This is a genomic window from Roseibacillus ishigakijimensis (assembly GCF_016595415.1).
In the GTDB taxonomy this organism is placed as follows: Bacteria; Verrucomicrobiota; Verrucomicrobiia; order Verrucomicrobiales; family Akkermansiaceae; genus Roseibacillus; species Roseibacillus ishigakijimensis.
The window spans coordinates 143,517-158,111 of sequence record NZ_JAENIO010000003.1 but is presented as its reverse complement, the minus strand read 5'-3'; the positions used below and the strand labels follow the sequence as shown (position 1 = coordinate 158,111).

Genomic DNA, 14,595 nt, shown 5'->3' with positions numbered 1-14,595 from the left:
TTGCCATCTTGCCGCAATCCCTTCTTTCACTGAGCGGTTCGCCTTTGCTAGCTTGGGCCGCGATGCGATTTTTTTGGAAACATCTCCAGCGCAAGGCTCGCCGAACCCGCTTCGATGGTCTTCCCGACCTGTTTGCCATCCGCCGCTTCCGCCCCCTGTTCACCCTCCCAAACCTCTCCCAGGACGCCAAAGCCTCCCTCAACGTCTCCCTCCTCGCCATCCCCCAGGGCATGGCCTACGCCACCATCGCCGGTCTCCCCATCGTTAATGGCATCCTCTGTTCCGCAGTGGCCGCCCTCGTCGCCCCCCTTTTCGCCTCCTCGCGATTCACCATCCTCGGGCCCACCAATGCCACCTCCTTCATGCTCTTTTCCAGCATCGCGGCAGGCACCCTGGGCCTGGCGGGCGTGCCCTTCCTCGTCATTCTCGTCGGTCTCATCTCCATCGCCGGCGCCTACTTGAAGCTGGCCGATCTTCTCCAATTCATCTCCCGCTCGGTCCTCGTAGGCTACATCACCGGCGCCGCCACCCTCATCATCGTCAATCAGCTCAAGCCCCTCCTGGGGATCTCCCAGTATTTCCAGAAAACCGACGGCCGCACCTTCCCCTCCCTGGTGGCCAAAATCTGGGAAAACCTCCCCCAAGCCGACTGGCAACCAGCCGTGCTCGGCGGTGTCGCCCTCACCACCTTCCTCCTGCTGCAAAAATCCTTCAAAAAGCTGCCCAACTTCGCCCTCACCCTCCTGCTCGCCTCCCTCCTTGCCGCTCTCTTTCCCCGCGATGCCATCGAGTTCTTCGCCGACTTCACCCTCGCCGACCTCTCCCCTTCTCTTCCCCAAATCGCGGGCTTCAATGATCTACTCGAACAAACCGCCCAACTCCTCCCCATCGCCTTCGCCCTCGCCTTTCTCGCCTCGCTGGAAAACACGGCCATGTCCAAGTCCCTCGCCTCCCAATCCGGCGATCGACCGGACGTGAACCAAGACATGTTCTCAGTAGGGATGGCCAACCTCGCCGCCTCCTGCCTCGCCGCCATGCCCGCCTCCGGCTCTCTGGTGCGCTCCACCCTCAACTACAATTCCGGCGCGCGCACCCCTTTCGCCTCCATCTTCTCCGGCCTCTTCTGCCTCGGAGCCACCTTTCTCCTCGCCACCGTCCCCATCGTCTCCCTCATCCCCAAGTCGGTGCTCGCCGGCCTCGTTATCGCCATCGCCATTTCCCTCATCTCTATCAAAAACATCCGCGTCTGCCTGCGCTCCACCCGCTCCGACGCCCTCGTCCTGGTCACCACCTTCCTCGCCACTCTCCTCACCCCCCTCCACGTCGCCATCTTCATCGGCGTAGCCCTTTCCATCGCCCTCTTCCTTCGCAAAGCCGCCGTGCCCCAACTCGTCGAATACGCCATCCACGACGATGGCGACCTCCGTGAACTGGGGGAAAAACGCCCCCGCCCCAATCCCGAAATCTCCATCGTGCACGTCGAAGGCGACCTCTTCTTCGGAGCCGCCGAACTCTTCCGCTCCCAAATCCAGCGGATTGCCGCCGATGCCAACCTCAAGGTCATCATCCTCCGGCTGAAAAACGCCCGCCACCTCGATGCCACCTCCGTCCTGGCCCTCGCCGACCTCATCAAGTTCATGCGCGACCACGACCGCCACGTCCTCCTCTCCGGCACCCCCCGCCCCGTCTATCGCGTGCTCAAGAACTCCGGTGTCCTGGAACTTCTCCAAGAAGGCACCAGCAAAGAAGAAGGCACCTCCAATATCTTCATGTTCGGCCCCTCCAATCCCAATATCTCCACCCGCAACGCCCTCCGCCGGGCCCAACAATTGCTGGGCGATCAGAAAGCCGACATCTCCATCTTCCACGACGCCAACAAAGACAAATGAACTCCTCCCCTGAAAAAGAAAAGATGCTCGCAGGAGAACTCTATCAGGCCAATGACGAACTCCTGATCACCGAGCGCACCCGCGCCAAACGCCTCTGCAAGCAATTCAACGCCAATCAGGACGACTCCTCCCTGCGCGAACTCCTCGGCACCTCCCCCGCCAACTTCACCATCGAACCCTTCTTCCGCTGCGACTACGGAAGCAACATCCACCTGGGAGAAAATTTCTACGCCAATTTCGACCTCGTCATCCTCGATGTCTGCGAAGTCCGCATCGGTCGCAACTGCTTCATCGCCCCTCGCGTCAGCATCTGCACCGCGGGCCACCCCGTGGCAGCCGCCCCCCGCTCGGCTGGATGGGAATTCGGAAAACCCATCACCATCGGGGACGATGTCTGGATCGGAGCCCACGCCGTCATCAACCCCGGAGTCACCCTCGGCAACCGGGTCGTAGTCGCCTCCGGAGCCGTGGTCACCAAGAGCTTCGGCGACGACGTCGTCCTCGCTGGAGTCCCCGCCCGCGTGATCAAAACCATCCCCCAAAAAGACAGCCTCATTTGACCAGCGAAAACCCGAAGTTGGCCCTCTAGAAAGCCTGCGCAATTCGTGAAGGGAAGACAATCCACAAACCGAGCGACACGACGCAACCCTTATTCTCTTATATTTTTCCAAAAAAACAGTCGCTGGTCCAACACGCGGGAATTGCGCCTGCAAGCGGTAGGTCAAATCCTTGCTGATACAGAGGTCTTCGGCAGCTTCGGCAACTTCGGTCTGGGCTTTGAGTTCTTTAGTAGAGCACTAACGGACTTTCATGATTTCAGTAGTCATTTGGTTGAGACGTGGTCCAAGAAATGACCGCACTTCAAACCTCCTTTTACCAGAATCTCCACCCCACAAAGCGTATACTTTGCTATCGTCAGACCATGAATCACCACAAAAGACTCCTTTTCAACCCTGTTCTCTCCCCCACGCTCTTTCTAGTCCTGGCCAATAGCTCCTTACTGCGGGCCGAAGAAGCGATGGTCTTCCCCGCCTGGACGGCGAAAATCACTGGCAATCTAGAAATTCAAGGAGCAAAGGAAGCCGCGACCATTCACTACTGGAACCAAGCTGAAGACACCATGACTTGGACTTGGAAAGAGGCCCACCCGGGACATTATCGGGCGGACATTCAATACTCTCTTGATCCATCCATGGTGGGAGGACAAATGGCCCTAAGCATCGGAGAGCAAACCGTGACCGTGCCCGCAAAGCCCACCGGGGACTGGGCTCTCTTTCGTCCCACTCCACTTGGAGTGCTGAACCTCACCTCGGAAGGTGATTTGACAGTTACTCTCCAAGCTGGGGAACTCCCCCAAATGGCCAACGCCGCGTTGCCCAATTTCGCTTGGCTCTCATTGACCCCAACCGACGAAGCCGTTACGCTGGATACCACTTCCCACGAAGGAGCGCCCCCCGCCGAATTTTCGGGCAAAAGTCTCTTCAACGGTGAAAATTTCAGTGGCTGGGAAGGCAATCTGGATTGGTTCCGGATAGAAGAAGGTGTCGCAATCGCAGGCTCCCTCACACAAAGAATTCCCCAAAATGAATTTCTCGCCACCACTGCCGATTACGGCGACTTCGAACTGCGTCTGCAAGCACGCTTGGTTGAAGGACGAGGAAATGGGGGCGTGCAATTCCGCAGCCAACGAGATGAGAACAGCACAGAAATGATTGGCTACCAGGCCGATGTCGCGGGTTCCTATTGGGGCCGAGTCTATGACGAGCATCGGCGCCGTCACTTCCTCGGCCAGCCGCTGAATGAAGATAAAATGCGGGCTACACTCCAAGCCGATGGCTGGAACGACTATATCATCCGATGCCAAGGACCCCGTGTGCGGGTCTGGGTGAACAAAGTCCTTACTCTAGATTACACTGAGAAAGACGAGACCATTCCCCGCACGGGAAAAATTGCCCTCCAAATCCACAGCGGAGCCCCATCAGAAGCTTGGTATCGGAATGTCAAAATCCAAAGATTAAGTGCTCAATAAACGAAAGAGTCGCGTATCTACACTTGTGTTAACGGCGTGAAGATGCCTTGGAAGGTCCCCCTTCAAGCGGCGTAGAATGGGAATGACTCGCTTGTTATTCCTCAGCTTCTTCTTCTTCATCGGATGGGCTCTTGCGGAAGAACCTCGATTGCGGGAGCCCTGTCTCATCGAAGTAGTCGACGAAAGTAACGATTGGCCCGTCCCGCTGGTGACGCTTCGCACGACACATGAAGTTGAATTTGTTACGGACAACGCGGGACGAGTCGCTTTTGATCTTCCCGAGCTGATGGGGCAGGAGGTCTGGATGAGCGTGGAGGGGCACGGTTATCAGGTTGCCGCCGACGCCTTTGGCTACCGGGGGGTCAAAATTACGCCCACCCCCGGAGGAGAGATTCAGATTCCGGTGCAGCGGCAGAACTTGGCCAAGCGACTGGGTCGGTTGACGGGGGCCGGGCTTTTCGCCGAAAGCCAACAACTGGGCCACGAGCTCACTTGGCCGGAAAGTGGGGTGCTGGGCTGCGACACCGTGCAGACCGCGCGCTTGGGCGATCGGCTGTGGTGGTCGTGGGGAGACACCACCCTGGCCAACCATCCCCTCGGACTTTTTCACATCACGGCAGCGACCACGCCCCTGCGCGCTCTCGACCGCTACGAGCCCCCGCTACGGCTGACTTTTTCCCACTATCGCGATGGGCAGGGGCGAGTGCGGGAGGTGGCCCGCATGCCCGGAGAAGGACCCACCTGGATAGCGGGGGCCACCACCCTGGTTGATCGGAAGGGGCAGGAACAGCTCGTGGCTTGCTACTCGAAAATCGAGCCCCCCCTGAGCAGTTACGAGGTCGGCTTGTGCGTCTGGAACGAAGAGAAGGCGCGCTTCGTTCAGCAAAAAGTTCTCTGGAACCAGGCCAAGGACGGTGGCTCCCGCCCTTCCCTCTTGCCCGAAGGCCATCCCGTGTCCTGGACCGACGAGGAAGGAAAGGAGTGGATGCTTTTCGGCGATCCCTTTCCGCGGCTGAAGTGCCCGGCCACCTTCGAGTCCTGGCTGGACCCCGCCCAATGGGTCGCCCTCGAGGCTCAGCAAACCGTGCCTGCCCGGACGGGAGGGAGAGAAATTCGCCCGCACCGGGGGTCCCTCATTTGGTCTCCTTACCGTGAAAAATGGGTCACCCTGTTCACCGAATTCGGAGGTGAATCCTCCCCTCTGGGAGAAGTTTGGTATGCCGAAGCCGGGACGCCCTTTGGGCCTTGGGAAGGGGCGGTGCCGGTTCTCAGCCACGCCAATTACACCTTCTACAATCCCAAGATCCATCCGGAATTGACGGCCCCCGAAGCCTCTTTCCTTCTTTTTGAAGGCACTTATACCCAGACCTTTGCCGACAACCCCATCCCCACCCCCCGATACGATTACAATCAGGTGCTCTATCGGCTGGATTTGGCGGATGTGGCTCCCCGCCTTCCCTGAGGGGAGCGTTCTGCGAGCGCCCACCGGGCAGCACAGGAGGCAATTGTGCCGGACGGGCCGTTCAGTTGGCAAAACTCGGCAGGGCCTTCCCAGAACAGGGTGAACATGAAATATCATTCTCTAGGAGCGGGTATTCCGCTTCTCTCATTCAGACATGAAATTACTGCGACAGACCACCATCCTCATTGTCTCCGGCCTTTGTCCGGCGCTTTGGGCGGACGACTTGACGCTCCACTTCGAGGGCAATCCGGATCTACCGGGTCAAAACAAGCACGTCGTCCTGATCTCCGGCGATGAAGAATACCGCAGCGAGGAATCCTGCCCCATGCTGGCCAAGATTCTGAGCAAGCGATACGGCTTCCAGACTACCGTTCTTTTTGCGGTCAATCCGGAAGGCAACTTCATCGACAACCAGTATCAGAAGAACATTCCTGGCATGGAGGCCGTCTCCGATGCCGAGGTGGTGGTGATTGGCACACGCTTCCGCGACCTCCCCGAGGTCCAGCTGCAGCCCCTGGCGGACTATCTGAACGAAGGCAAGCCCATCATTGGCTTCCGCACCTCCACCCATGCCTTCCGCACCAAGAGCACGACCGGCAACATCGAGTGGAACAACTTCGGCCCGAACTTCATGGGCGAGGGTTGGGTGAACCACTATGGTAAGCACAAAGTGCAGGGTGCTCGCTCCGAGGTCCACAGCGAGGCGGCCGCCGAGCACGTGGTGATGAATGGAGTGGGTCCCATTTTCGCCGAGTCCGATGTCTACGGCATCAATGCGGTCAATGACGACAATGCCACCATCCTGCTGGACGGCATCGTGACCGAGAGCTTGCAACCCGACTCCCAGGATGTGACGGGCAAGGAGCCTCAACCGGCAGCCTGGTTGCGCGAATACACCACGCCCAATGGCGGCAAAGGCCAAGCCTTTTGCAGCACCTTTGGCTCTTCCTGCGACTTCGATGACGAGGACCTGCGCCGGCTGTTCGTGAACGTGATTTTCCACTTTGCCGGTCTCGACGTGCCCGAGATGGCGGACGTCAGCTACATCGATCCCTTCCAGCCCAGTGCCTACAAGAATCACGGTAATTCCAATTATTATAAAAAGCTGGACCTGAAGCCCGCCGACTACGGCTATGGCCATTCGCCAGTGACTGGACCCGAGCTCACCACCTTGGTCAAAGTGGAATCAGCCACCACCGAGAAGGGGCAGCCCGCAGTGGTCTCCACCGTCACCCCGGTGGAAGAACAGCAAAAGGAGCGCAAGCGGCCCGAATACAAGCAACCCAAGGAACTCGGCGACGCGCGTGGCACGACTTCCCTGCCGCTGACTCCCGAGAAAGGCGAAACGATTGTTTTCCTCGGCAATGCCCTCCCCGAGCGCATGGAGCACTTCGGCTACTTCGAGACTCTCTTGCACGAGAACTTCGCGGACAAGAACATCACTTTCCGCAACATGGGCAAGCCCGCCTACACACCGGCCTTTCGCCCGGAAGCCGGTCAACCCGACCCCTGGGCTTTCCCCGGGGCACAGAAGTTCCGCCCCGAAATCAAGAAGCACTTCGGCAAGGGTCACTATCCCAAGCCCGACGACTGGCTGACCATTCTCGGTGCCGACACCATCGTGGCCTTTTTTGGTTTCAACGAGTCCTTTGACGGCCCCGAGGGGGTGGAAAACTTCCGCAACGAGTTGGCGGCCTTCGTGGACCACACTGTGTCTCGGGCCTACAATCTGGAGACCGCGCCGAAGTTGGTTCTCGCCACTCCCATCGCGATGGAGCAGAACCCGAACTATGCCCTGCCCGATGCGGCAGCGCGCAATGAGGTGCTGGCCCTCTACGCCGAGGCCGTCAAGGCCGTGGCGGAGGAGAAAAGGGTGGGCTTCGTCGACCTCTTCACCCCCACGAAAAAGTGGTTTGAAAAAGCAGATGGAAGCCTGACCCTCAACGGAATCCACCTCTCCGGGGAAGGCTATCAGAAGCTCGCTCCGGTGCTTTTCAAAGACCTCTTCGGCCAGGAGGCCAAAAGCAGCGAAGGTAATGAGACCCTTCGCCAAGCCATCTACGACAAGTCCTGGTTCTGGCGCAACGACTACCGCATGCTCAATGGCGTCCATGCCTACGGGCAGCGCTGGGCCCCCTACGGGAACTTCAACTACCCGGAGGAAATTGAGAAAATCCGCCAAATGACAGTGCTGCGTGACGAGAATGTCTGGGCCATCGCCCAAGGCAAGGCTTCCACCCTGGAGGTCGACGACTCCGTCACCCGTCCCCTTTCCGAAGTGGAAACCAACTACAAGCCCAGCGAGAAAAACGGGTCGCCCAACTACCTCGCGGAAGAAGCGGCGTTAGAGAAATTCACCCTGCCGGAAGGCTACGACGTGAGCGTCTTTGCCACCGAAGCCGAGTTCCCGAACTTGGGCAACCCCGCGCAAATGCGCTTCGACAACCGGGGCCGTCTCTGGGTCTCTACCGTCAAGAGCTACCCTCACTACCAGCCCGGTGGCCCCATGCCCAACGACATGTTGCTCATCTATGAGGACACGGATGGCGACGGGCGCGCGGACAAGGAGACCGTCTTCGCAGATGGCCTGCACATTCCCATCGGCTTCGAGTTTGCCGATGATGGCGGCGTCTACATCTCCGAGGAACCTTACCTGACCGTGCATTATGACGACGACGGCGACGATCGCGCGGACCGCAAGGTTTACATTCTGGACGGCTTTGATCCCCACGATACCCACCATGCCATTTCGGCCTTCGATACCGACCACGGCGGCGGCCTCTTCATGTGCGAAGGGCGCTTCCTCCACTCGCAGGTGGAGACCCCCTATGGTCCCGAGCGCATGACTGACGGTGGCGCCTGGCGCTTCGACCCCCATTCTTGGAAAGTCGAGCGGGTGCTGCAGCGCGATGTGAGCAATCCCTGGGGCGTGGCCCACGACGAATACGGCCAGAGCTTCCTGAACGATGCCTCCGGGGGCGCGCAATTCTGGATGCTGGGCTATTCGGTAAAAATGCCCCACGCAGCCGAAATCCCCAATATTGGCAAGTTCAACTACGAACACCACGCCCGCCCCACCTCGGGCTCAGAGTTCTTGCATTCCCGCCACTTCCCGGAGGAGGTGCAGGGAGATTACCTCTACGCCAACACCATTGGCTTCCTCGGCATCAAGCAATATGACGTCATAGAGGACAATGCCGAAATCAAGGGCAAACACCGCCAGGACCTCATCGTCTCCAGCGACGGCAACTTCCGTCCCTGCGACCTCGAAGTCGCTCCCGATGGCTCGCTCTACTTCATCGACTGGCACAATGCCCTCATCGGTCACATGCAGCACAGCGCGCGCGATCCGCTTCGCAACAGCGACTACGGCCGCATTTACCGTATCACCTACCCCGAGCGCGACCTTGTCGAGCCGCCCCAGGTGGCCGGAGCTTCTATTGAGCAGCTTTTTGAAAACATGAAGTTGCCCGAGCTCAATGCCCGCAAGCGCTCCCACCTCGAGCTGCGCCAGCACGAGGCCGGAGACGTGATCGCCGCCGCGAAAAAATTCGCTGCCGATAACGCCGGCGACGAACGCCTTGTGCTCGAAGCCCTCTGGGCCACTTGGGGACAACAACAGCCGGATGTCGACCTCTTGCAAAAGAGCCTCGCCGCCAGCGATCACCGCGTGCGCAGTGCCGCCGTGCGAGTCGTGCGCCATTGCCTCCACCTCCTCGAGGCCCCTGAGCAGTATTTGCTCACCGCCGCAGGCGACGAGCACGCCCGCGTGCGCCTGGAGGCCCTCTCCGCCGCCACCTGGCTGGGAGGGGAAGCGGGAGCGAAGATCCTCCTCGCGGTGGCTTCCGAGCCCACCGAGAAATGGATCCGCAACTCTCTGAACAGCGCCATGCTGACCCTTGGAGAAGAGGTGAAGAGCCTGCTGGAGGGGGGCGACTACGAGCTCAGTATTGACCAAGGGCAATTGCTCGCTCGCAAACTCTCCACCGTGGAAGAGAAGAAGAGCGACCTCTCCCCCAAGGCCCTCGCCGGAATGAACCAGAAGCAGCGCCAAGCCTTCCGCAAAGTCTATGAACTGGGCGAAAGCATCTTCCACAAGGAAGGGTCCTGCGTCACCTGCCACCAGGAGAATGGTCAGGGATTGGAAAACATCTATCCGCCCCTCGTCGATTCCGTCTGGGTTACCGGTGACAAGGAACGTCTCACCAAGCTCGTGCTCCATGGCCTCTACGGCAAAATCACCGTCAACGGCAAAGTATACGACCCCGCCAAGGGAGTTCCCCCCATGACAGCAGTGGGTGCCATGTATAATGACGAGGAAGTGGCTGCGGCCCTGACCTTTGTCCGCAACAGCTGGGGTAACGTCGCCGAAGCGATCACCCCTGCCGAGGTGAAGGAAGTGCGCGAGGCCAACAAGGAGCGCACCCAGTTCTGGACTCCGGAAGAGTTGTTGAAAGACCATCCGCTGGAGAAGGAGTAAGGAGGAGGCTCTCGCCGGGAGAAGAAACTTTGCAATCCATCGGAGGCAAAGAACATCTCCCCCCGAGAGCATCCCTCACTCCCTATCCTATGCGATATCTTCTTTTTCTCATCCCCTGTGCTCTCGCGAGCACGGGGGTTTTTGCGCAAGAGGTCTCCTACCAGACCCAGGTGCGCCCCATTCTCTCCGACAAGTGCTACGCCTGCCACGGCCCCGACGAGGCCAACAACAAGGCTGATCTGCGTCTGGACACCCCCGAGGCCGCCTATGCCGCCCTCAAGGAAGGCGAGGGCCACGCCATTGTGCCCGGCGACTTGGAGAACTCGGTGGCCTGGCAGCGCATTCTGGCCACCGATCCCAATGAAGTGATGCCTCCTCCGGAGTCGAACCTGACCCTCGACGAGAAAGAGAAAGCCCTCATCCGGCAATGGATTGAGGAAGGAGCGAAATACGAAAAACATTGGGCCTTCACCGCCTTGCCCCGGGAAGTGCCGGTACCGGCAGTGAAGCAAAAGGACTGGCCTGCCAACGAGATTGACCACTTCATCCTTGCTAGGCTGGAAGATGAAAAGATCGCCCCTTCCCCTGCCGCCGATCCCCTGCGGTGGCTGCGCCGGGCCACCTTCGACCTCACCGGTTTGCCGCCCACGGCAGAGGAGATCCACGCCTTCGAGCAAGAAGCGGCCACCGACTTCGCCGCCGCCAAGGCCCGCGCCACCGAACGCCTGCTGGCCTCTCCGGCTTACGGCGAACACATGGCGGTCGCCTGGCTCGACGCCGCCCGCTATGCGGACTCCTACGGCTATCAGTCCGACAAACTCAACACCCAATGGCCCTACCGCGATTGGGTCATCGAAGCCTTCAACAAAAATTTGCCCTACGACGAGTTCGTCCGCTGGCAATTGGCGGGCGATTTACTGGAGGACCCCAGCCGGGAGCAAAAGCTGGCCACGGCCTTCAACCGCCTCCATCGCCTCAATAACGAGGGCGGAGCCATTTTCGAAGAATGGCGCATCGAGAATATCGCCGACCGCGTCCACACCATGGGCACCGCCTTTCTCGGTCTGACCATGGAATGCTGCCGCTGCCATGATCACAAATACGATCCCATCTCGATGCGGGACTACTACTCCCTCTTTGCCTTCTTCAATTCCATTGACGAGAACGGGCTCTACGACCGCACGGCCCGAGTCCCGTCCCCCACTCTTCTCCTACCCGACGAGGCCGAGGAGAAGGCCCTGCAAGCGGCCCGCAGCGAACTCGACGCGGCCCGCGAAAACCTGCAGGCAAGCGAAAAACAAGCCCGCCAAGCTTTCTTCGCATGGCTGGAGCAGGACCCGGCAGTGCAGCCCCCCCGGCCCGGGCCGACTCTCGACTTTTCGCAAGGCAAGCTGGACAAAAAGGTGGCGAGATTCGCCGAAAACGATCACGCGCACGCCCCGCCCCTCGCTTTCGCTCCTTTTTCCCCGGATCAACCCGGGGTGCAGGCCATCCGCTTCGATGGCGACCGCTATCTCAGCTTCGAGGACATTCCCTCCTTTGATCGCTGGACCCCCTTCTCCCTGGCAGTGACCTTCCGAGAGAGCGTGCGCAAAGAGATCCGCGCCACGCTGGCCCATCACACCCGCGGAACAGACGCCGGTTTCAATGGCTGGGACCTCATTCTGGACAACGGTTACCTGGAGCACCGCCTCTACCGGGTGTGGCCCGGCAATGCCATGGGCCTGCGCACTCTGGAGCCGATTCCCGCCAATCAGGTCCATCACCTGGTAGTCACCTACGATGCCAGCGATCGGGCGGAAGGCCTCCGCCTCTTCCTCAATGGCAAAGAACTCGCCACCGAAATTCTACGCGACAAAAAGGTCAAATCCGCAGGAGTGGCCACCCAGCATGGCGGCCGCCTCGCCCTCGGTTCGCGATGGCGCGACCGGGGAGTGGAGGGCCTGCTGGTGCGGGACTTTAGCCTCCACCACCGTGCTCTTTCAGCGGCGGAAATCGCCCGCCTGGCCGCACCGACCAGCGAGCTGACCCGGGAGCAGCTCTGGGATCATTTCTGCCTGGTGGCTTCCAGGGACACACGCGAAGCCCGCCAGCGACTGACCCAAGCGGTCACCGCTCTCGTCGAGGCCGAAGAGGGTGTGCAGGAAATTCCCGTGATGGAAGAACTCCCCGAGCCTCTCGAGGCCCACCTCTTGGCCCGCGGAGAATACAATGCCCCGACCGACGAAAGCACCCGGGTGGAGCGTGTCACCCCTGCCTTTCTTCCCCCCTTGGAAAAACGCGGCGAGGTCGCTGATCGTCTCGATTTGGCCAATTGGTTGCTGGAGCCAGACCATCCCCTCACCGCCCGCGTCTTTGTCAATCGGCTCTGGGCCAACTTTTTCGGAGTCGGCCTGGTTTCCACTCCCGAGAATTTCGGCCTCCAGGGGGCCCTCCCCACCCACCCCGAACTCTTCGACTGGCTTAGCCGGGATTTCATTGCCAAGGACTGGGACATCAAAGCTCTTTGCCGCTCCTTCGTGCTCTCGGCCACTTATGGCCAGGAATCGCGACGACGACCGGAATTAGCCGAGCGGGATCCCGAGAATCTTCTTCTTGCCCGGGCCCCCGCCCACCGACTCGATGCGGAGCAGATTCGCGATCTGGCCCTCGCCGCCAGCGGCTTGCTTAATGACACCATCGGCGGACCTCCCGTCTCGCCCTATCAACCCGGCGAAGACCTCTGGACCGAATCCAATGGCATGTCCCCGCCCTACCAACAATCCGTGGGCAAGGCCCTCTACCGCCGCTCGGTCTACTCGGTGTGGAAGCGCACCGCGCCCCTGCCGAACATGATGGCCTTCGACACCTCCACCCGCGAGGTCTGCACCGTCGCCCGCCCCCGCACGAATACTCCCCTGCAAGCTCTCGTCCTGCTCAATGACGTGCAATTTGTGGAAGCCGCCCGCCACCTCGCCAGCCGCCTGAGCGGCTCCACTGCCCGGGAACAGATCGCGGAGGCCTTTCTCCGCCTGACGGGACGCCCTGCCAGCGAGCGGGAGAGCGAGATTCTGGCAACGCTCTATCAATCCGAGCACGCCCGCCTCGCCCAAGACCCGGAAGCCACCAGGCACCTGCTCGCCCATGGGGACTCGCCGGCCAGTGAAAGCGACCATCCCGCGCAACTGGCAGCAGCGACCTCCGTCTGCCTCGCCATCCTCAACCTCGACGCCACCATTTGGAAACGATGAACTCCCACGGACCCTCCCTCGATCGCCTCTTCCAACTCAACCGCCGCCACTTCTTCAAAAGCTCGGCGGCCGGGATTGGAGGCCTGGCCCTCTCCTCGCTCCTCGGGGACACCAAACTCGCCGACTTCGCCCCCAAGGCCAAGCGGGTGATCTACCTCTTTCAATCAGGTGGTCCCGCCCAGCAGGACCTCTTTGACCCCAAGCCTCTCCTGCGCGAGCGCAACGGGGAACAGCTTCCCCCCGAGGTGCGCTCGGGGCAACGGCTCACCGGCATGTCCGCCCATCAAAGCTCCCTGCCCATGGCGGGCTCGCACTTTGACTTTGCCCAATACGGCCAATCCGGCACCTGGCTCTCCGACCTCCTCCCCTATCACCGCGAAATCGTGGACGATATCTGCGTGGTGAAGTCGATGTATACCGAGGCCATCAATCACGATCCCGCGATCACCTTCTTCCAGACCGGTTCGCAAATCGCCGGAAGGCCCTCCCTGGGCTCCTGGCTTTCCTACGGCCTGGGTAGTCTCAATAACAACCTGCCCTCCTTCATCGTGCTGGTGAGCGCCAATCAAGGCGGCCAGCCCCTCTACGCCCGCCTCTGGGGCAGCGGTTTCCTCGACTCGCGCCACTCCGGAGTGCAATTCCGCGCGGGGAAAGACGCGGTGCTCTACCTCTCCAATCCCGAGGGGATTTGCCGCACCTCCCGCCGCGCCACCCTCGATGCCCTCAACGAACTCAACCGCGAACAATTCGCCCACGAGCTCGACCCGGAAATCGAATCGCGCATCGCCCAATACGAGATGGCCTACCGCATGCAGGCCAGTGTGCCGGAAGCCACTGATGTGAGTGATGAGCCCGAGAGCACCTTTGCCCTCTACGGCGACGACAGCCGCATCCCGGGCACCTACGCGGCCAATTGCCTGCAGGCCCGCCGCCTCGCCGAGCGCGGAGTCCGCTTCATCCAGCTCTACCACCAGGGCTGGGACCACCACGGCGGCCTCCCCAAAGGCATTCGCAACCAATGCCAGGAAACCGACCAAGCTTCCGCCGCCCTCGTCAAAGACCTTAAGCAGCGGGGCCTCCTCGATGACACCCTCGTCATCTGGGGCGGCGAGTTCGGTCGCACCTCCTACTCCCAAGGCACCCTGACCAAAACCGACTATGGGCGGGACCACCACCCGCGCTGCTTCACGATGTGGCTGGCCGGTGGCGGCATCAAGCCCGGCATGAGCTTCGGCCAGACCGATCCCTACGGCTACAACATCCTCGATGCCAGTGGAGTGCCCATCTCCCCGACCAAGCACCACTACCATCCCGACGCCGTCCACGTGCACGACTTGCAAGCCACCATCCTGCATCTCCTCGGCGTCGACCACACGGCCCTGACCCACAAGTATCAAGGCCGCCGCTTCCGCCTCACCGATGTCCACGGTCATGTGGTGAAGCCGCTACTCGCTTAAACCCCGAAAAAGCCACAAGATTCTTTCACTCCGCCTCTTGGGAGAGAC

7 protein-coding genes are annotated in these 14,595 nt (G+C 60.6%); all 7 read left to right on the top strand.

The window, feature by feature from the left end:
• Positions 1-62 precede the first annotated feature (62 nt).
• Positions 63-1,889 carry a SulP family inorganic anion transporter gene (locus JIN78_RS02110; protein WP_200390277.1) on the top strand — a complete coding sequence of 609 codons (1,827 nt, stop codon included), beginning with the start codon at positions 63-65 and terminating at the stop codon, positions 1,887-1,889.
• Positions 1,886-2,449, top strand: coding sequence for a sugar O-acetyltransferase (locus JIN78_RS02105; RefSeq protein ID WP_200390276.1), 564 nt, complete (start codon positions 1,886-1,888; stop codon positions 2,447-2,449). The genes JIN78_RS02110 and JIN78_RS02105 overlap by 4 nt, the downstream gene beginning before the upstream one ends.
• Positions 2,450-2,739: 290 nt before the next feature.
• Complete coding sequence (locus JIN78_RS02100; protein ID WP_200390275.1) at positions 2,740-3,918, top strand: 3-keto-disaccharide hydrolase; 1,179 nt, start codon at positions 2,740-2,742, stop codon at positions 3,916-3,918.
• An 82-nt stretch (positions 3,919-4,000) separates the two neighbouring features.
• Positions 4,001-5,380, top strand: a complete 1,380-nt coding sequence (locus tag JIN78_RS02095; RefSeq protein WP_234037728.1) for a hypothetical protein — start codon at positions 4,001-4,003, stop codon at positions 5,378-5,380.
• Positions 5,381-5,534: 154 nt separating this feature from the next.
• Positions 5,535-9,860 carry a PVC-type heme-binding CxxCH protein gene (locus tag JIN78_RS02090; RefSeq protein WP_200390274.1) on the top strand — a complete coding sequence of 1,442 codons (4,326 nt, stop codon included), beginning with the start codon at positions 5,535-5,537 and terminating at the stop codon, positions 9,858-9,860.
• Positions 9,861-9,949: 89 nt separating this feature from the next.
• Complete coding sequence (locus JIN78_RS02085; protein WP_200390273.1) at positions 9,950-13,090, top strand: DUF1553 domain-containing protein; 3,141 nt, start codon at positions 9,950-9,952, stop codon at positions 13,088-13,090.
• Positions 13,087-14,547: a DUF1501 domain-containing protein gene (locus JIN78_RS02080; protein WP_200390272.1), complete on the top strand. Its 1,461-nt coding sequence runs from the start codon at positions 13,087-13,089 to the stop codon at positions 14,545-14,547. The genes JIN78_RS02085 and JIN78_RS02080 overlap by 4 nt, the downstream gene beginning before the upstream one ends.
• Positions 14,548-14,595: the final 48 nt, after the last annotated feature.